14 protein-coding genes are annotated in these 18,395 nt (G+C 71.1%); 9 read left to right on the top strand and 5 right to left on the bottom strand.

Features of this window, described 5'->3' with window-relative positions:
• The first annotated feature begins 263 nt into the window (after positions 1-263).
• A complete protein-coding gene (locus ACZ5VC_RS04805) occupies positions 264-2,234 on the top strand; it encodes a helix-turn-helix domain-containing protein (protein ID WP_469118644.1) in 1,971 nt (656 codons plus the stop codon).
• Here ACZ5VC_RS04805 and ACZ5VC_RS04800 read toward each other — a convergent pair.
• Together ACZ5VC_RS04800 and ACZ5VC_RS04795 are read right to left on the bottom strand one after the other, a co-directional pair.
• Complete coding sequence (locus tag ACZ5VC_RS04800) at positions 2,207-3,394, bottom strand: IS701 family transposase (RefSeq protein WP_469118938.1); 1,188 nt, start codon at positions 3,392-3,394, stop codon at positions 2,207-2,209. The two genes, ACZ5VC_RS04805 and ACZ5VC_RS04800, sit on opposite strands and share 28 nt — an antisense overlap.
• 502 nt (positions 3,395-3,896) lie before the next feature.
• Positions 3,897-5,018: an LLM class flavin-dependent oxidoreductase gene (locus tag ACZ5VC_RS04795; protein WP_469118643.1), complete on the bottom strand. Its 1,122-nt coding sequence runs from the start codon at positions 5,016-5,018 to the stop codon at positions 3,897-3,899.
• Positions 5,019-5,251: 233 nt separating this feature from the next.
• Here ACZ5VC_RS04795 and ACZ5VC_RS04790 point away from each other — a divergent pair, with 233 nt between their 5' ends.
• Complete coding sequence (locus ACZ5VC_RS04790; protein ID WP_469118642.1) at positions 5,252-5,944, top strand: DsbA family oxidoreductase; 693 nt, start codon at positions 5,252-5,254, stop codon at positions 5,942-5,944.
• Between the two features lie 197 nt (positions 5,945-6,141).
• Positions 6,142-6,807: a ScbR family autoregulator-binding transcription factor gene (locus ACZ5VC_RS04785; protein WP_469118641.1), complete on the top strand. Its 666-nt coding sequence runs from the start codon at positions 6,142-6,144 to the stop codon at positions 6,805-6,807.
• Positions 6,808-6,907: 100 nt separating this feature from the next.
• Here the strand turns inward: ACZ5VC_RS04785 and ACZ5VC_RS04780 are convergent, their stop codons facing one another.
• Positions 6,908-7,846 carry a ScbA/BarX family gamma-butyrolactone biosynthesis protein gene (locus ACZ5VC_RS04780; RefSeq protein ID WP_469118640.1) on the bottom strand — a complete coding sequence of 313 codons (939 nt, stop codon included), beginning with the start codon at positions 7,844-7,846 and terminating at the stop codon, positions 6,908-6,910.
• A gap of 238 nt (positions 7,847-8,084) precedes the next feature.
• Here ACZ5VC_RS04780 and ACZ5VC_RS04775 point away from each other — a divergent pair, with 238 nt between their 5' ends.
• The 5 genes from ACZ5VC_RS04775 to ACZ5VC_RS04755 all read left to right on the top strand — a co-directional run bounded on the left by ACZ5VC_RS04775 (position 8,085) and on the right by ACZ5VC_RS04755 (position 13,794).
• On the top strand, positions 8,085-8,762 hold the full coding sequence (locus ACZ5VC_RS04775; protein ID WP_469118639.1) for a ScbR family autoregulator-binding transcription factor: 678 nt from the start codon (positions 8,085-8,087) through the stop codon (positions 8,760-8,762).
• A 155-nt stretch (positions 8,763-8,917) separates the two neighbouring features.
• Positions 8,918-9,826, top strand: a complete 909-nt coding sequence (locus ACZ5VC_RS04770) for a quinone oxidoreductase family protein (protein ID WP_469118638.1) — start codon at positions 8,918-8,920, stop codon at positions 9,824-9,826.
• Positions 9,827-9,950: 124 nt separating this feature from the next.
• A complete protein-coding gene (locus ACZ5VC_RS04765) occupies positions 9,951-10,799 on the top strand; it encodes a shikimate dehydrogenase family protein (protein ID WP_469118637.1) in 849 nt (282 codons plus the stop codon).
• Positions 10,800-10,880: 81 nt separating this feature from the next.
• The gene (locus ACZ5VC_RS04760; protein ID WP_469118636.1) at positions 10,881-12,284 is read left to right on the top strand and encodes a class II 3-deoxy-7-phosphoheptulonate synthase; all 1,404 of its coding nucleotides are present in this window, start codon (positions 10,881-10,883) and stop codon (positions 12,282-12,284) included.
• A 55-nt stretch (positions 12,285-12,339) separates the two neighbouring features.
• Positions 12,340-13,794, top strand: a complete 1,455-nt coding sequence (locus tag ACZ5VC_RS04755; RefSeq protein ID WP_469118635.1) for a DHA2 family efflux MFS transporter permease subunit — start codon at positions 12,340-12,342, stop codon at positions 13,792-13,794.
• Between the two features lie 215 nt (positions 13,795-14,009).
• On the opposite strand, the gene ACZ5VC_RS04750 is transcribed toward ACZ5VC_RS04755, so the two are convergent.
• A complete protein-coding gene (locus ACZ5VC_RS04750) occupies positions 14,010-15,521 on the bottom strand; it encodes an FAD-binding oxidoreductase (protein WP_469118634.1) in 1,512 nt (503 codons plus the stop codon).
• A gap of 254 nt (positions 15,522-15,775) precedes the next feature.
• On the opposite strand from ACZ5VC_RS04750, the gene ACZ5VC_RS04745 reads away from it, so the two are divergent.
• Positions 15,776-16,570 carry an arylamine N-acetyltransferase family protein gene (locus ACZ5VC_RS04745; protein ID WP_469118633.1) on the top strand — a complete coding sequence of 265 codons (795 nt, stop codon included), beginning with the start codon at positions 15,776-15,778 and terminating at the stop codon, positions 16,568-16,570.
• Positions 16,571-16,641: 71 nt separating this feature from the next.
• Here the strand turns inward: ACZ5VC_RS04745 and mhpA are convergent, their stop codons facing one another.
• Positions 16,642-18,261, bottom strand: coding sequence for a bifunctional 3-(3-hydroxy-phenyl)propionate/3-hydroxycinnamic acid hydroxylase MhpA (gene mhpA, locus ACZ5VC_RS04740; protein ID WP_469118632.1), 1,620 nt, complete (start codon positions 18,259-18,261; stop codon positions 16,642-16,644).
• Positions 18,262-18,395 lie beyond the last annotated feature (134 nt).

Raw genomic sequence — 18,395 nt, 5'->3', positions numbered from 1 at the left:
TTCGTGGTCGCGGATCTCCGACACCCGTCTCCCTCCGGCGTCGACGCGGCCCCAACTGCCCCGTCGGCTTGCCGGTCAAGCTTCTCCGGACCGGTCGGCGTCGGAGAAGGTGGTCCCACGACACCGATCACGGTGTGGCACGGTGACCATGACACACAGGGAATGCAGTGGCACAGGTCACCGTTGACCCTGCCTCGGGGCCGAACTAGTTTCGGCCAGCGATCCGGGGTTTTCTGTTTCGTTACACAACGGGGGTTGGGACCATGACCGTGGAAGGAGCGGATACCGGCGGCGCCGACGCACTGACCGTGCTCGAATTGCTCGCACAGCAAGCTCCGCCGAGCCGGTTCGACGAACTGCTGCACCACGCCCGCCGGGAAGGGGCGTCCGGTGAGCAACTCGCCCGTCTGGAGAGGGCCGTTCAGCTGGCCCGGGGGATCGGCTCGTCGTTCACGCGACGCGAGCAGCGGGAGGCCGGGCTCGAGGCCCTGGTCGACACAGCCCGGGATCTGACGTTCCCGTACGACCTGGACAGCCTGCTCCGGGTGATCACCCGGCGCGCCCGCCGCCTGCTCAGCTTCGACATGGCGTACGTCAGTCTGCGCGGCGGCAACGGCACGTCGTTCATCCACACCACCGAGGGCGCCGCCACCGCCCTCCACACCGGCCTGCGGGTCCTCGACGGCCGGGGACTCGGCGGCGAGGCGCAGGCCAACGGAGCGCCCGCGTGGACGGCCGACTACCTCCACGACGACCGCTTTCCGCACTCCGACGTCATCGACGAGGTCGTACGGGTCGAAGGGCTGCGCGCCATCATGGCCGTGCCGCTGCGCAGCGGAGACTCGTCGGTCGGCGCGCTCTACGGCGCCGACCGCAGGGTCCGCCACTACACCCCTGACGAGATCGGTCTGATGTGTTCGCTCGCCGACCTCGCGGCCGTGGCGATCGAGAAGGCGGGTCTGTTGGAGCAGACCCGGGCCGAGGTGACCGAGCTGGAGCTCGACAGCTCGCGGGCCCGTACGAGCCTCACCCGGATGCGGCACGTCAGCGAGGCACACAGCCGGATCATGAACCTCGTGCTGGCGGGCGGCGATCTGTGCAATGTCGCCAAGGCCGCGGGCGACGCCCTCGACGGCACCGTGATGATCCGTGACCCCGGGGGCCGCAGTCTCGCGTCGAGTCTCGCGACCGGCGGGGACATACCCGGCCTGGACGAGGAGGCCGTGGCGAAGGCGTCGCTGGACGCGCACGCGGGCCGCCGGCCCGTCGTCACCGGCGACAACACCTGGGTCGCCCCGGTCATCGCGGGCTCCGAGGACCTGGGCGTGGTGGTGATACGCCCCGCGACCGGGCTGACCGGAGAGGACGAGCGGCTGCTCGAACTGGCCGCCCAGTGCGTCGCGTTCATGCTGCTCATGCAGCGCTCGACCGCCGTCGCCGAGGGGCCCGTCCGTGACGAGCTGCTCGACGATCTGCTGGCCGAACCGCAGCACGCGCCGCACCAGATCGTGCAGCGCGCCCGCCGGCTCGGCATCGACCTGCGCAAGCCGCACGTCCTGGTGGTCGCCCGGCCCGAGGGCGGCGAGCAGGGCAGGGCGGTCGTCTGGGCCTCGTCGTACGCCTACCGGATGTCCGGTCTGAAGACCGTCCAGGGCGGCTGCATCGTCCTGCTGCTGCCCGGACTCGACGCGTCGGCCGCCGCGCGCGCGGTCTCCGGCGAGCTGTCACCGCTGCTCGGCCACCCCGTCTCGGTGGGCGCCGCCGGCCCCGGCTGGAGCCCGGACAGCGCGGGGCGGATGTATCTGGAGGCGCTGCGCTGCCTGGACGCGATGACGGCGCTGAACGGCGTCGGCTCCGCCGCGTCCGTCCAGGACCTGGGGTTTCTGGGGCTGCTGCTCTCCGACGACCACGACGTGGACGGTTTCATCGAGGCCGCGATCGGTCCCGTGCTGGACTACGACGCCGAGCGGTTCACCGATCTCACCCGCACCCTGGAGGCGTACTTCGCCTCCGGCGGCAGCCCGACGAACGCCGCCGAGGCGCTCCACGTCCATCCCAACACGGTCTCGCGCCGGCTGGAGCGGATCGGTGAACTCCTCGGCGGCGAATGGCAGAAGCCGGGCCAGGTCCTCGAAGTCCAGCTCGCCCTGCGGCTGCAGCGGACCCGCGACGTCCTGGCCCAGCAACGGGGCCTGGAACCCGGTCGTCAGCCGGTGGACCGGACGGTGTCGTAGGACGCGTCCCAGTCCGCGCTCAGGACCGTGGCCGCGTGGGCCGCGGAGGCGAGCGTGATGTGCCGGTGCCAGCCGCGGAAGGACCGGCCCACGAAGTCACGCAGCCCCGCGCCCTCGCCGACCTGGGCGAAGTCCCGCTCGACCCGGCGGGTCAGCTTGGTGAGCCGCAGCAGCTGGCCGACCGTCGCACCCGTCAGATCCGTGAGCCACAGCCGCGCCAGCGGCCGGCGCGGATCGTCCCACTCGCCCATCAGCAGGAAGTGACGCTCACGGTCACCCGAGGGGCCCGGCAGCGTCACCCGTACCGCCGTGGCCAGTGAGGTCCGGGACACCCTCCGCCCGGTCGCGGTGTCCAGCCATCCCACCGGCCTGCGCAGGCCCTTGAGCGACTCCAGGATCTGCTGGGCGGGCAGCGGACCCGCTCCGAAACCGGGCAGCGCGCGGTCCGCCACCGACAGCCGGCAGGTCGCGCCGATCCGGGCGACGACCGGCACTCCCGCCCCCGAGAGCCTGGTCAGTGCGGCGCGCGCGGCGCCTCCCCGGATGTCCAGGAGCAGCGGCTTGCGGGTCACGTCCTGCCACCGGGCGGTGTCCAGGGCGGCGGCGACCGCGCACTCCTCCAGTGTCTCCTCGCCCGCCTCCTCCGGGACCTCGGCGCGGTCCCGGCGGGTGCGGTCCTTCACCCACGGATCGGGCAGGAACAGCCGCCAGTTGACCGGAACGCTCACCTCCTCGGAGGCGAGCCACACCCCGAACGCCTGCTGGCCCCGGAAGACCTGGCCGCGCTCCGGGTCGAAGCGCCGGTCGACGCCCACCGAGTGCTCGCCCGCTTTGGGTATCGGCATGGACCGCACCACCCAGGCCTGCGGGCAGCTGTTGCGCTGGACATGGCCGGCGAGCGCGGCACGCATCGGCCGCCAGTCCCAGGTGGAGCTCGATATGAAGTGGTGCAGGCTCTGTTCGGCTGCCGGGCCGCCGATCTGTGCGGCGATGTTGCGGATGGACTTGCGTCCCTGGGCGGTGAGCAGCCCCCGGAGGTACTGCTCGGCCTTCACGCGCTGGTCACGGCGCGGAAACCTGGCGAAGAGCGTGGCACACAGCTCGTCGACGACATCGTCGGCCACGGCGCTGCGGATCGGCGCGCGCTCCAGCCGACGGATCCCCTGTGTATCGAGAACGGTCCTGCGTTTGGTTGTGACGGATGTACTCACGACACTCCTGCCCTACGGTTTGGCAGCCCCCTCCAGCTGCCCTTCAACCGTCGCGCGTCCGGGCGCGGGCCACGAGGTGTACTCGGCACCCCCCTGGTGCGGTGGATGGTGGGCGGACCACCGGTGGGGGGCGCGCCAGGGGCGGCGCCGGGTGCGCGGGCGGAGCGAAAAGCGCGCCGGGTGTGGTCGGACCACCAAGGGGTGTGGTCCGACCGCGGGGCGTCTGCCTGCGGCGTTGGGCCCGAGGACGTGATCTGACAGACTCGGCCGACCCTCTTTGACCGGCCGGTCGGCACGGCCGGAACATCGCCCTCACGAGGCGGCACGGGCCAGTACCCGGTTAATGCCCCAGGCCGGGAACTGGACCTGTGCGCCTCCCTCGGGCCTCCGGCCGACCGGTCCACGAGCTTGTTCAGGCCGGGTCCGTTCAGCCGGGCCCCGCCCGTCCCGTTCAGCCCGCCGTGACGTTTTCCGGCCGGCTTTCCGTCTCCGCGGCCTCCTCGTCGCGCCGCGCCACGAGGGATGCGTGCGTCGGCGCGTCGGGAACCCCGGGCGCCCGACGGCTTGCCATCTCCTTGCGCAGGACCGGCAGGACCTCTTCGCCGAGGATGTCGAGCTGCTCAAGGACCGTCTTCAGCGGCAGGCCACCGCTGTCCACCAGGAACAACTGCCGCTGGTAGTCACCCACGTAGTCGCGGAAGGACAGGGTGCGGTCGATGACCTGCTGCGGGGAGCCGACGGTCATGGGCGTCTGCTCGGCGAACTCCTCCAGGGACGGGCCGTGTCCGTAGACGGGCGCGTTGTCGAAGTAGGGCCGGAACTCCCGTACCGCGTCCTGGGAGTTCTTGCGCATGAAGACATGACCGCCCAGACCGACGACGGCCTGTTCGGGAGCGCCGTGGCCGTAGTGGGCGTACCGGCGTCGGTAGAGACCGACCATCTTGGCCGTGTGCTCCTTGGGCCAGAAGATGTGGTTGGCGAAGAAGCCGTCTCCGTAGTACGCGGCCTGCTCGGCGATCTCGGGGGAGCGGATGGAGCCGTGCCAGACGAACGGCGGGACGCCGTCCAGCGGGCGCGGGGTCGAGGTGAAGCCCTGAAGGGCCGTACGGAAGCGGCCCTCCCAGTTGACGACGTCCTCGCGCCACAGCCGGTGCAGCAGGGCGTAGTTCTCGATGGCGAGCGGGATGCCCTGGCGGATGTCCTGCCCGAACCACGGATAGACCGGGCCGGTGTTGCCCCGGCCCATCATCAGGTCGACGCGGCCGTCCGCCAGATGCTGGAGCGTCGCGAAGTCCTCGGCGATCTTCACCGGGTCATTGGTGGTGATCAGCGTCGTGGACGTGGAGAGGATCAGCCGGGACGTCCGCGCGGCGATGTGGCCCAGCAGTGTCGTCGGCGAGGACGGCACGAAGGGCGGGTTGTGGTGCTCACCCGTCGCGAAGACGTCGAGACCGACCTCCTCCGCCTTGAGGGCGATCGCGACCATCGACTTGATCCGCTCGTGCTCGGTCGGCGTCGTCCCCTTCGTGGGGTCGGTGGTCCTGTCTCCTACGGTGAAGATTCCGAACTGCACAACGCACTCCATCCCGCCCCAGGAATTGTCTTCTCACCGGCCGCGACCGCACCCGCCTCCCGGAGGAGCCGACGGAGAGCAGAAACGGAAACTAATCCGGTACGGCTCACGGTAGCGGGAAAAGGCGGGCGGCGCATGGTGACGAAGTCGCGCCCGGCCCTTTGACGGAACGCCCCGCGTGCACCACCCTCACTCGCCGGACGGCCGCCCGGCCGGGCCCGGAGGGAGCACTCATGACACCGGCACGCGACGCCGAAACGCCCACCATCACCTTCTGGTCGGACATCGGCTGCCCCTGGGCGACGCTTGCCCTGCACACCCTGCACGCCGCCGCCGACCGGCGCGGCCAGGAGATCCTCATCGACCACCGGGCCTTCCCGCTGGAGCTGTTCAACCGCCAGCCCACGCCCAAGCTGATCGTGGACGCCGAGATAGTGATGCTCGGTGCCCACCGTCCCGAGCTGGGGTGGCGGCTGTGGTCCGGCCACGAGTGGGAGTACCCCTCGAGCATCCTCCCGGCCATCGAGGCGGTGCAGGCCGCCAAGGACCCGGAGGTCGGCGGGCTGCGCGGCTCGGACCAGCTGGACACCGCACTGCGCCGCGCCTTCTACACCGAACACCGCTGCATCAGCATCCACTCGGTGATCCTCGACGTCGCGGAGGGCTGCGCCGACGTGGACGTCAAGGCGCTGGAGGCGGCGCTGGCCCGGGGCGCCGGCCGCCGGGAGGTGTACGAGCAGTGGCACCAGGCCCAGGGGCCGGAGATCCAGGGGAGCCCGCACCTCTTCGCGGCGGGCGGTCACGCTGTACACAATCCGGGGGCCCACTACACGTACAACGGCTCGCCGGAGACGGGCGGCTTCCCGCGTCTGGACCGCTATGACGACACCTGGGCGGAGGCACTCCTCACCTCGCTGACCAGCTGATACGCCACTGGGTCGCCGTGCGGGCCGGGGCCCGGGACCATTTTCCGGGCCGGCGCCGGGTGCTACGGGCGGGTCCTGCGGGGCCCGCCCGTCCGGCTTCGAGGATTACCGCGGAGTTACCACCTCGGCCTAGAGAAAAAACCAGGAGGTTGGTTTCATGGGAGGACCCTCGATGTTTCTACACCCCAGGAACCGCCATGACGAAGCAGGAACGGGCCGTGCGGACCCGCCGCGCCCTGATCACCGCCGCGGCGGAGGCATTCCAGGACGGCGGTTACGGCGAGGCCAAGGTCGCCGAGATCGCGGCCGGCGCCGGCGTCAGCGCCGGGGCGCTCCACTTCCACTTCGACAACAAGCACACCCTCGCGAGCGCCGTCGTGAAGGAGGCCGCGGCCGAGCTGCGCCGCGCCGTCATCCAGGTGTACAGCCGTCGGCTCACCCCTCTGCAGACCCTGACCGACCTCACCCACGGCTTCGCCGAACTCTTCCGTACGGACGTGGTGGTACGGGCGGGCTTCCGGCTCAACAGCGACGGTGACGTCGCCGTCTCCCTCCAGCTGCGCGACGAGTGGCACAACCGCGTCGGTCTGCTGCTCGGCCGGGCCGCCGCCGCGGGGGAGCTCGCCGCCGGCCTGCCCCACGCCTCGGCGGTCGCCTTCGTGGCCGCGTCGACCGCGGGCTTCGAAGTGCTGGGCCGCACCGACGAGAAGTGGCTCTCCCACGCCATGCTGACCGAGTTCTGGCGCGCCGGGCTGCGGATGCTGGCCACCCCCGAGGCCGTGGCGGCGCTCCGTCCCGAGGGGAGCACCGGCGGTCCCGGCGCCGAGCCGGGTGAGGACGCCGAGGTCGCCGAGGTCGCCTGACGACGAGATCCCCAGCCAGAAACCGGCACAGCGGTTTCTGGCTGGGGATCTCGACGCATCCGTCCCCCGAGGGGGAAACGCGGACCGCTCGGTTGCCGGGTCAGTCCCGGATGGCGAAGCCCTCGACGACGCAGCGGAAGGCCATGCTGTCGCGCTGGAGACCGATGACCTCCACCGCGGCCGGGGGGCCGGAGCGAGCCGCGAGCGCGTGAGCCTCGATCCAGCAGGGTGCGTCGAACTCGACGTACCTGCTGGCGTACATGGCCAGCCCCGTGGGGTTGAAGTGCGGGGCGCCCGCGAAGGAGTACGCGGCCTGCTGCGCCGCCTCCATCAGGACCAGGCCGGGCACATGGTCGACGGCGTGGTCGATCAGCGCCATGTGGCCGGTGCCCCAGCGCAGACGCCAGCGGTTCGGCCGCTCGCCGGCGGCGAGGACGACCTCGCTGTCCGCGATCCGGCCGACCAGGGGAGCGGCGACCGGCGCGGCCGACTCGCCCGGAAGGGCGGTCAGATACTCGCCGCGCATCCGGCCGTACACCCGCGGCGGCACCCAGGTGAAGGTGGAATCGCTGGTCGCGAACGTCGCGCCGCGCTGGCGCATCACCGTCTGCACCCGCAGGCAGCGTCTGCCCTGCCAGGAGTAGACGGCCTCGACCTGCACCGGGTCGGTGAGGGTGGTCGTGTGGTGCGGGTCGGTCGTGTACGTCAGCTCGTTCATCAGGAACTTGTCCGAGGTCGGCACCTCGAAGGCGGCGTGGGCGAGCGAGAGGGCGACCTGCCGGATCGTCTGCGCGACCAGCATGTGGTGGTGGGCGCTGCCCGGCGCGGGGGCGAAGAAGCAGTGGTCGCCCGCCCAGTTGACGTCCACGGAGAAGGTCATCTCGTCGTGCCGGGTCCAGCCGGTTATCAGTACATCGCGGCTCAGATCACGGTGGGCGAACCGGGCCGCGAGAGCGTTCGGCGCTGACGGCTTCCCCTGCCGCGCCGCCGTGGTGCCGGTGCCGGTGCTGATCTGGTCCAGGACGGTCGTGGAGTGCATATCTGTTCCCCCCATGGGAAATGCGCGACGACTCTGCGATGGAGCGAGGATGACCCCCGCGGCACATAAGATACGGACCGCACGGTTTCTTTTTCAAGCCCCTGCGGGGAAATCGCCGCCCGCGACGGGCCGGACCCGGGGTGGCGACGGGTTGACCAGGCGGATAAGATACGGACCGTTTGGTTTTTTGGGGGCGGGACAGAGAACGAGAGCACGGACAGACCGGGAGGTTGGGCAATTGGCACGGCAAGAGCGGGCCATCCGCACACGTAGGGCGGTCCTGGAGGCCGCGGCGGAGGTCTTCGCCGAGTTCGGTTACGAAGCGGCGACCATCACGATGATCCTCGACCGCGCGGGGGTGAAGAAGGGAGCCCTCTACTTCCACTTCGCCTCCAAGGAAGAGCTGGCCCTGGGCGTACTCGAGCACGCGGTGACCGCCCCACCGCCCGAGCAGCCGCTCAAGCTGCAGACCGCCGTCGACACGGGTCTGCTGCTCGCCTACCGGCTCCCCCGGGAGCCGCTGCTGCGCGCCTCGGCCCGCCTCGCCGCGGACCAGAACGCACGGCACTTCTTCGGTGAGCCCTGGAACGAATGGGTGCGCGTGATGACCACGCAGCTCACCGAGGCCAAGGAGCGCGGAGAGGTACTGCCGTACGTCGACGCCACGGCCACGGCCGAGATGCTGGTCGGCTCCTTCAACGGCATCCAGATGCTGTCGCACGCGGTCTGTCAGATGGCGGACCTGGAGGTGCGGATCTCCCGCATGTACGACCTGACCCTGCCGGCCATCGCGGCCCCGGCGATCCTGGGCCAGATCGACACCTCCCCGTCGCGCGGCGCCGCGCTCTTCGCCCAGCAGGAGCGGGAGCTGACGCAGGAGGAGGACGACGACGAGGACGTCCCGCTCACGGCCTGAGGTGGGGCAGGCTCGGGGCGTGACCGGCCCGGGGCGCGACAGAGCCCGAGACACGACAAGCCTGAGACACGACGAAGAGGGGGGCCTCGGTCCATGGGTGTACGTGTGCGTGTGTATGTGCGAGAGAGATACGGCCTTCGGGGGAGGGGCGGGGCATGAGAGCCGTACGGTTCGACCGCTTCGGCGGACCCGACGTACTGGCGTGCGTCGAGGTGCCCGAACCTTCCCCCGGGCCGGGCCAGTTGAGCATCACGGTCGAGGCGGTCGGCGTGAACTACGCCGACACCCACCAGACCGACGGCTCGTATCTGGCCGCCGACCAGCTGCCGCACGTCCCAGGCAGCGAGGTCGTCGGCCGCACCGAGGACGGCACCCGGGTGCTCGCCCGGGTCCGCGGCGGCTACGCCGAGCGGGTCGTCGCGGACGCCTCCGCCGTCGTCCCGATCCCGGAGGACCTGCCCGCCGCCCAGGCACTGGCCCTGCTCATGCAAGGCCTCACCGCCTGGCACCTGCTGGCGACCGCGGCGCGCCTGGCGCCCGGCGAGACGGTCGTGGTGCACGCCGCCGCCGGAGGCGTCGGCAGCCTCGCCGTTCAGCTGGCCCGCCACATGGGCGCCGGCCGGATACTGGCCCAGGCCTCCACCCCGGCCAAGCGCGAACTCGCCCTCGACCTCGGCGCGGACGCCCCCGCCGACTACCCCCTGGACACCCCCGCCGACGTGATACTCGACGGCACCGGGGGCGCCCTGTTCGACGCCGCCCTCGGCTCCCTCGGCTGCCTCGGCCGGCTCGTCACCTACGGCAGCGCCGCGCGCACCCCGGCCACGCCCGTCGACCCCCAGCGCCTCTCCCGGCTCGGCGCCTCCGTCGTCGGGTTCTGGCTGCGGCCCGTACTGAACCGGCCGGACGCAATGACGGGTCCGCTGCGCGAGCTGCTCGCGCTCACCGCCGCCGGCCGGCTCCGGCCCCTGGCCGGCCCCTGTTACCCGCTCGCCGACGCCCGGCGTGCCCACGAGGACCTGCTGGCCCGCCGTACCACCGGCAAGGTCACCCTCGTCCCCTGACGTGCCCCTCCGGCTCGCCGCCCGGCCGCCCTCCCGGCCGGCGTCCGTGCCACCCGCGCGCCGGCGCCCGACCGCACCGCCCGCACAGCCCCCGCCCTTTCACGCCGTCGAACCGAGGAAGCCCATGGACAGCCCCGTGCCCTCCGAAGCGCCCGCCCTCCAACTGCCCACAATCACCGGGACCACCCGGCTCTACGCCGTCCTCGGCGACCCGGTCGCCCAGGTCCAGGCGCCCACCATGGTCAACCCGCTGTTCGCCAGGCTCGCCCGGGACGCCGTCCTCGTGCCCGTGCACGCCCGGCCCGAGCGGCTCGCCGAGATCGTCACCGGCCTCCAGGCCGTCGAGAACCTCGACGGTCTCCTCGTCACCGTCCCGCACAAGGCGGCCGTACGCCGCTTCGCGGACCTGGAGAGCCCCGCGGTCCAGCTGTCCGGCAGCGCCAACGCCCTGCGCCGTGAGCCCGACGGCCGCTGGCACGCCGACAACTTCGACGGGGCAGGCTTCGTCGCCGGGCTCGAAGGAGCCGGACACAAGGCCGCCGGGGCCCGGGTCACGCTGGTCGGAACCGGCGGCGCCGGCTGCGCCATCGCCCCCGCGCTGCTCGCGGCCGGAGTCGACCACCTGGTGCTCTGCGACCTCGACCCGGCGCGTACCGCCGCGCTCGCCGACCGCCTGGACGCCCGCTGGCCGGGCAGGACCACCCATGCGACCCGGCCGGACACGGAGGGCGCGGACCTGGTGGTCAACGCCACCCCGCTGGGGCTGCGCGCGAGCGATCCGCTTCCCTTCGACCCGGCGGCACTGGCGCCGGGGACCCTCGTCGCGGACATCATCATGAAGCCCCGGGAGACCCGGCTGCTGAAGACCGCCGCGGCCCTGGGGCTGCCGGTCCACCCCGGAGCTCCGATGCTGGAGTCCCAGCTCGCCCTCTACCGCGCGTACTTCGGCCTGGATAGGAGCCAAGACGTATGAATCCAAGGCGCAAGAGCCTCAGCACCTGCCGATTACCGGCAAATGGGCGGCCAGTTGGCGCACGAAACCTAGCCTGACGGCATGCAGCCGACCATCGCAGCGCGGACGTCCGTCACCTCTGCGCCTCCTCAGCCGTCCCCGACCGCCGGCACCTCGCTCGACGCCCGGATAGCCGAGGCGCTGGCCCGGCCCGCGGCCCAGCAGCCCCAGTGGCCCGACCCCGTCTCGGCCCTCGCGGCCGTCGGCACGCTGGAGACCATGCCTCCGCTCGTCGTGCCGCAGGAGGTCGACCGTCTCCAGTCCCGGCTGGCGGAGGTCGCCCGGGGCCGCGCCTTCCTGCTGCAGGGCGGCGACTGCGCCGAGACCTTCGCCGGGAACACCGAGTCCCATGTCCGGGCGAACCTGCGGACCCTGGTCCAGATGGCCGTGGTGCTGACGTACGCCGCCAGCATGCCGGTGGTCAAGGTCGGCCGGATCGCCGGCCAGTACGCCAAGCCCCGCTCCAACAGCACCGACCAGCTGGGCCTGCCGGTCTACCGGGGCGACATCGTCAACGGCTACGAGCCGGTGCCCGAGGCGCGGATCGCCGACCCGAACCGGATGCTCCAGGCGTACGCCCACTCCGGTGCGGCCCTCAACCTGACGCGCGCCTACGCCGGTTCGGGCTTCGCGGACCTGCACCGGGTGCACGAATGGAACCGCGACTTCCTGCGCACGTCACCCGTCGGTGAGCGCTACGAGGCGCTGGCCGCCGAGATCGACCGCGGACTCGACTTCATGTCGGCGTGCCGGGTCGACCACGGCGCGCTGCACTCCACCGAACTGTGGGCGAGCCACGAGGCGCTGCTCCTGGAGTACGAACGCGGCCTGCTGCGCCGCGAGCCGGACGCCGACGGCACCGAGAAACTGTACGGGCTCTCCTCCCACTTCCTGTGGATCGGCGAGCGGACCCGGCAGCTCGACGGCGCCCACATCGCCCTCGCCTCCGTGCTCGCCAACCCCATCGGTCTCAAGATCGGCCCCGGCACCACTCCGGAGCAGGCCGCGGAGTACGTCGAGCGCCTCGACCCCCACAACGTGCCCGGCCGGCTGACCCTCATCAGCCGGATGGGCAGCGGCAAGATCCGCGACGTGCTCCCCGCGATCGTGGAGCGGGTCACCGCCGGCGGCCACCAGGTCGTCTGGCAGTGCGACCCGATGCACGGCAACACCCACGAGGCCACCAGCGGTTACAAGACCAGGGACTTCGACCGGATCATCGACGAGGTCGAGGGCTTCTTCGAGGTCCACCGCGGCCTTGGCACCCACCCCGGTGGCCTGCACATCGAACTGACCGGAGACGACGTCACGGAATGCGTGGGCGGCGCCCAGGCGATCGACGACTCCGGCCTCGCGGAACGGTACGACACGTACTGCGACCCCCGTCTCAACCCCCAGCAGTCGATGGAACTCGCGTTCCTCGTGGCCGAGATGCTGCGCGGCTGACCACCGAGACAGACCGTCCACCCCACCCACCCGCTCTTCTGGAGGAAGATTTTCCATGGGCACCACGCCTGCGGCGACAGCGTCGCGCTGGCTGGCCCTCGCAGTACTCTGCGCCGGCCAGCTCATGATCATTCTTGATCAGAACATCGTCAACGTCGCCCTCCCGGCAGTCCAGACGGACCTCGGCATCAGCGCCACCAACCTGGTCTGGATCGTCAACGCGTATGTGATCCCCTTCGGTGGTCTGCTGCTCCTCGCCGGCCGCCTCGGCGACCTGCTCGGCCGTAAGCAGGTCTTCATCACCGGCCTCACGCTCTTCACCGTGGCCTCGCTCTTCTGCGGTCTGGCCAACGGCCAGGAGATGCTGATCGTCGCCCGCTTCGTGCAGGGCGTCGGCGGTGCCATCACCTCCGCCGGCATCCTCGGCATGATCGTCACCCTCTTCACCGGTGCCGAGACCGCCAAGGCAATCGGCGCCTTCAGCTTCGCCTCCGCCGGTGGCGGCGCCATCGGCCCCCTGGTCGGCGGCATCCTCACCGACTCGGTCGACTGGAGCTGGATCTTCTTCATCAACATCCCGATCGGTGTCGTCGTCGTCACCCTCGCGATGCGCACCCTGCAGAAGGAGCGCGGCCCCGGCCTCGGCTCCCAGGCCGACTTCCTCGGCGCCGTTCTCGTGACCGCCGGCCTGATGCTGCTCGTCTACACCATCGTCGGCATCGAGGAGCAGGGCTGGGCCTCCGGTCACACCCTCGGCTTCGCCGCGCTCGCGGTCGTCCTGCTCATCGGCTTCCTGGTCCGTGAGTCCAAGGCCGCGTCGCCGCTGCTCCCGCTGCGGCTGTTCCGCTCCCGCAACGTCTCGGGCGCCAACGTCATCCAGCTGCTCATGATCGGCGCGATGTTCGGCTTCCTGTACTTCGGGACGCTGTACCTCCAGCGCGTTCTCGGCTACGACCCGCTGCAGACCGGTCTGGGCTTCATCCCGGTCGCCGTGGCCATCGCCGGTGTCTCGCTGGGCCTGTCCGCCAAGCTCATCACCAAGTTCGGCGCGCGCACGATGCTCATCAGCGGTCTCGCCCTGATCGGTCTCGGCTTCGTGCTCTTCGCGCAGCTCCCGGTCGACGGCACGTACCTGGCCAACTTCCTGCCGGCCAACCTGCTGCTCGGTGTCGGCTTCGGTGCGGCCATGCCCGCGCTGATGATGCTCGGCCTGTCCGGCGCCACGCCGGAGGACTCCGGCGTCATCTCCGGTCTGTTCAACACCTCGCAGCAGATCGGTGGCGCCGTCGGCCTCGCGCTGCTCAACACCTTCGCGACCGCGGAGGCGGGGGCCAACCCGACGCCCGCCGCACTCACCTCCGGCTACAACCTGGCCTTCACCATCGCCGCCGGCTTCATCGCCGCCGGTCTGGTCCTGGCCATCGTCATGCTCAAGGCCGCCCCGGCGGCCCAGGGCGCGGACCAGTCGGCCGACGCTCCGTCGGACGCCGCCGTGCCCACGGTCCTGTAGGGCGGGCCCTCACGGGAGGGGGTGGTGCGCACATCGCGCACCACCCCCTTCGTGCTGCCCTGTCCCGGCGCCCGCTCAGGGAATCATTGATGGAGCTCGGTCCCGTCGGGCCCCGGCGCTCCCGGAGTCAACACCCCGGGGCCGTCGGTGTGAGCGGGGACGCGAAGAGGGGGTTGGTGCGCGATGCGCACCAACCCCCTCCGGGTCCCTCCGCGTCAGCTGCCGATGCTGCGCGGGTGGCGGAAGAAGTTGCTCGGGTCGTAGGCGTTCTTCACGGTGACGAGCTTGCCGTAGTTGCCGCCGTAGTACTTGGTCTGCCAATTGCTCAGCTCGGTGCTGGTGAAGTTCACGTACGCGCCGCTGGACATCGGGTCGAGGACCTTGCCGCCGTTGCCGGCCCAGGCCGTGGCGAGCGACACGTTCTCGGCGGTGGGGTTGGCGGCCTGCTGGTCGACGAAGCCGCAGACGAACTGCGCGTCGCGGTGCCAGAAGGCCGAGGCGCTGCGGCTGATGCGGTTGGCGGCGCCGCCCAGGGCCATCACGTGCAGCACCCGGGTGTGACCGGCCGCGCGGTTGCCGTTGTAGGCGGTGATGACCGACTCGATCTCGGAGGAGGTCATCTGGCGGTTGAAGATGCGGTAGCTCTCGCGCTGGAAGCCCGTGCGGTGCAGCGTGGCGTCCGGGTTGGTGCCCTCGCGCTGGCACTGCTGGATGGAGATCTGGTCGCAGTGGTAGACCCGCTTCATGGCGTCCGCGTAGGTGAGGTCGGCGACGACCTTGCTCTGCGGCGCCGTCTTGGCGAGCGAGTCCAGCTGGGCGAGCGCCGTCTCCAGCTCGGCCTGCGGGCCGAGGTACGCACCGGTGGTCAGGACCATCGGCTTGGTGCCGGGCGCCGCGTCCGGGGTGACCAGGACGAACTGCCCGGCCAGATTGTCCGAGCCGTTCGCCATCCAGGCCTGCCAGGCGGCGAAGATCTGCGGCGCCTGGTCGAAGTCCCACCACTGCTCGTAGTAGACCATCCGCGGCTGGTCGACCGGGCGGACCTCCCAGTCGACGACGACACCGAAGTTGCCGCCGCCACCGCCGCGCAGACCCCACAGCAGGCTGGAGTCGTAGGTGGAGGAGGCGCGGACGATGCTGCCGTCGGCGAGGACGACCGTGGCGGCGGAGACCCGGTCACTGCCGGTGCCGAACTTCCGCGTCTGGTAGCCGATGCCGCCGCCGGAGAAGAAGCCGCCGGGGCAGACCGTCGGGCAGGTGCCGGTGGCGATCTGCTTGTTGTACGGCTGCAGGGCGTTGATGCCCAGGATGGACTGGGCGCCGGGCCCCATCTTCACCGTGGAGCCGTTGACCGAGGCGTGCCGGATGCGCGACACGTCGACGACCAGTCCGTTGCCGGTCGACCAGCCCGAGTAGTTGTGACCGCCGCTGCGGGTGCGGACGGCGATGCCCTGGCTGCGCGCGAAGCGGATGGCCGCCGACACGTCCTGCGGGGTCTCGCAGTAGGCGATGGCCTGCGGACTGACCGCGTCGTACTGGGCTATCTGGAGCTGTTTCGCCAGGTCGTAACCGCTGTCGGTGGGCAGCAGCAGGTCCCCCTGGAGGCTGCCCCGGAGCTTCTCGTACTCGCTGGTGGCACCGAACGAGACGGACGGGGCGACACCGGCCAGCGCGCCGGCGGCGGCGAGGCCACCACCCGCGCGCAGAAAGTTCCGGCGATTCAACATGTACTTCTCCTCCGGATTTCCCCATCCGGCGGATGGGGCTCATGAATTGAGGTCGAAGGAAATCTATGTGTGGGAACATGGGCGCCAACACCCCTATCCGACCCCCATTCCCCAGGTGTTCGGTAAACGGCATTCCTTGAATTGAGGGGGGTAATAGGGGGGTTCTCTGGGCGCAGACAGGCCACTGCCGCGAGCGTTATGGTGCGGCTGTCCGTGTGCCGATTCCCGGAAGCTGCCGAAAGAGGAGACCCGTCATGCTCGACACCGAGGCATACGCCGCCCACCTGGGGTTGTCCGGCCCCCTTGAGCCGACTCTGGAGACGCTGCGGGCCCTGCACAAGAGGCACCTCATGACGGTGCCCTTCGACAATTCCCGCCATGTCCACAAGGGCGCCGCAGTCTGGGACGAGGCGGCCGACGCCGACCCGCAGGAGCTGTTCCAGCATCTGGTAGCGGGCGCCAACGGCGGTGTCTGCCATGAACTCAACGGTCTTTTCCGTACGCTGCTGCGGCAGCTCGGTTTCGACGTCGTCATTCTCTCCGCAGGAATTCGCGGCGCGGACCAGCAGTTCGGCCCCGACCTCGACCACATGCTCAATGGCGTCCGGATCGACGGCGCGCTGTACCTGGCCGACGTCGGCTATGTCGGCCCGTCCTTCACCGAGCCGCTGCTCGTCTCCCCGGAGGTCCAGGAGCAGAACGGCTTCCGCTTCCGGGTCGTCGAGGAGGACGGCTACCAGGTGGTCCAGCGCCAGGGCGCCGGCGCCACCGACTGGATCGCGGTCTTCCGCTTCCGTACCGAGCCGCGCGAACTCACCGCCTGGGTCGGCTACGCCGAGTCGCTGACCAGCCGCGACGAATGGGAGTGGGAGGGCCAGCAGCTCAGCGCCACCACCATCATCCGCGGCCGCGCCTTCGAACACGGGCAGAAGATCCTGATCGGACGGCGGTACGTCGTCTCCGAGAACGGCACCGAGACGTTCCGGGCGATCATCGACAAGAACGAGTACGCGGACATCGTCAAGGACATCGTGGGCAGCGCCCCCTGAGTCCCCGGATCCGCGTGAACAGGAAGGGGCCGTCCGGCAGAACGCCGGACGGCCCCTTCGTCATCACCGGGTCACACAGCTGCCAGCACGCCCAGCCCCTCCCTCAACTGCTCCAGCAGCGAGGCGAGTTCGGCGGCGTCGCTGGCCGCTCCGTACACATAGAAGTCCGGCCGCACCAGCACCGAGCGGGTCCGGCACTCCGCCAGGTACGCGAGGTACACCCCGTCGGTGTCCACGACCTGCCCCGGCCCCGCCTCCGTCCCGGCCGGCACCACGCGCACCACCCGGGCGCCGAGCCCGTTGAGGAACGCCCGGTCCGCGCCGTCGAGCAGCGTGTCCGGGTCGTCCGCGGTCACCAGGGCGAAGCCCAGCCCCACCACGTCGTCGAAGAGCCCGGTCCGGCCCGCCCGCTCCACCCGGCCCTGCGGCATCAGATCACCCGCCGGGCGGCGGGGCGCCCGGCCGGCCGACCGCCGGTGGAGCAGCCCGTCCTTGAGCGGCTGCACCGCGCCCTTGGGCTGGGCCGCGCCGACACCGCGCTCCCGGGCGGCCAGCATCACCGCGTCCCGCTCGGCGGCGGCCGCGGGATCGTCCTGGCAGATGACCTTGCCGAGGTTCACGGACATGCCGATGGCGTGCTGCACATGCTGGCGGCGCTCCACCGTGTAGCTGTCCAGGACCGTGTCGGAGGCACGGCCCGACAGCACCAGGTCCAGCTTCCAGGCGAGGTTCGCCGCGTCACGGAACCCGGAGCACATGCCCTGCGCCGCGAACGGCGGCATCAGATGCGCCGAGTCGCCGGCGAGCAGCAGCCGGCCCGTACGCCACTGGTCGGTGCAGCGGGCGTTGAACGTGTACACGGCGTGCCGCTCCAGGGTGGCGTCGTCCGGGGTGATGCCCTGCTCGGCCAGCAACGACCAGGCGGTCTCCGCGGTGTTCAGCTCCTCGACCGTCTCGCCGGGCACGCGCATGAACTCCCAGCGGCGGTGGCCCGGACCGGCCGACACATGCGTGCGGGGCCGGGCCGGGTCGCAGACCTGCAGGTTGTTCGGCTCGTAGCTGCGGCGCTCGTGGGGCGCCACGTCGCAGATCAGCCAGTCGTGGGAGAAGCCCAGATCGGTGACGCCCACCCCCATCTCGGCGCGGACGAAACTGTTCGCGCCGTCGCAGCCGACGATCCAGCGGGCGGACAGGACGCGCTCGTCACCGCCCCCCGTGGGCCGTACGGTCAGCCGCACGCCGTCCTCGTCGACGGCGAGCCCCACACCTTCGTGGCCGCGCAGCACGGTCAGCGCCGACAACTGCGTGCCCCGCGCCTCCAGCGCCGCCTCGAGCCCCGGCTGGTACATGGCCGTCGAGTCGGGCCATCCGCACCGGCCCTCGTCCGTCGCCTCGATGCGCAGCAGCGTACGGCCGTCGGCCGTCAGCCATTCGTACGCCCCCGACGGCTCGGAGAACGACGGGATCGCGTCGGCGAGCCCGGCGGCGGCCAGGATGCGCGCCGACTCGCTGTCGAAGTTGACCGCGCGCGGCATCGTGTAGGCCTGGGGCCACCGCTCGACGACGGTGACGCGGTGCCCGCGCTGGGCCAGCAGGACGGAAAGGGTCTGTCCGACCGGGCCGTAGCCCACGACGAGGACGTCGCTGTCGGTACCGGGTTCCGGGTGCGTGGCCGTGTCCTTGTCGTACATAGTGCTTCCACTCCTCGATCTGGGAACTGCGTTCGGGACCACGGCGGGGGGGGGGGGGGGGGGGGGGGGGGGGGGGGGGAAAGGACAGCACCCCCCCTCCTACTCTCGAAAACACAAAGAAAAAGAAAAACGAG

The sequence above is a fragment of the Streptomyces sp. NPDC033174 genome, assembly GCF_055577795.1.
The sequence above is the reverse complement of the archived record's forward strand: the minus strand, read 5'-3'. Positions and strand labels throughout refer to the sequence as shown.

Bases quoted from the DNA above. Each gene is read 5' to 3' on its own strand.
- ACZ5VC_RS04765 (WP_469118637.1), top strand. From the start codon at position 9,951: ATGGACAGCCCCGTGCCCTCCGAAGCGCCCGCCCTCCAACTGCCCACA.
- ACZ5VC_RS04745 (WP_469118633.1), top strand. From the start codon at position 15,776: ATGCTCGACACCGAGGCATACGCCGCCCACCTGGGGTTGTCCGGCCCC.
- ACZ5VC_RS04790 (WP_469118642.1), top strand. From the start codon at position 5,252: ATGACACCGGCACGCGACGCCGAAACGCCCACCATCACCTTCTGGTCG.
- ACZ5VC_RS04785 (WP_469118641.1), top strand. From the start codon at position 6,142: ATGACGAAGCAGGAACGGGCCGTGCGGACCCGCCGCGCCCTGATCACC.
- ACZ5VC_RS04750 (WP_469118634.1), bottom strand. From the start codon at position 15,521: ATGTTGAATCGCCGGAACTTTCTGCGCGCGGGTGGTGGCCTCGCCGCC.
- ACZ5VC_RS04760 (WP_469118636.1), top strand. From the start codon at position 10,881: ATGCAGCCGACCATCGCAGCGCGGACGTCCGTCACCTCTGCGCCTCCT.
- ACZ5VC_RS04805 (WP_469118644.1), top strand. From the start codon at position 264: ATGACCGTGGAAGGAGCGGATACCGGCGGCGCCGACGCACTGACCGTG.
- ACZ5VC_RS04755 (WP_469118635.1), top strand. From the start codon at position 12,340: ATGGGCACCACGCCTGCGGCGACAGCGTCGCGCTGGCTGGCCCTCGCA.
- ACZ5VC_RS04770 (WP_469118638.1), top strand. From the start codon at position 8,918: ATGAGAGCCGTACGGTTCGACCGCTTCGGCGGACCCGACGTACTGGCG.
- ACZ5VC_RS04780 (WP_469118640.1), bottom strand. From the start codon at position 7,846: ATGCACTCCACGACCGTCCTGGACCAGATCAGCACCGGCACCGGCACC.
- mhpA (WP_469118632.1), bottom strand. From the start codon at position 18,261: ATGTACGACAAGGACACGGCCACGCACCCGGAACCCGGTACCGACAGC.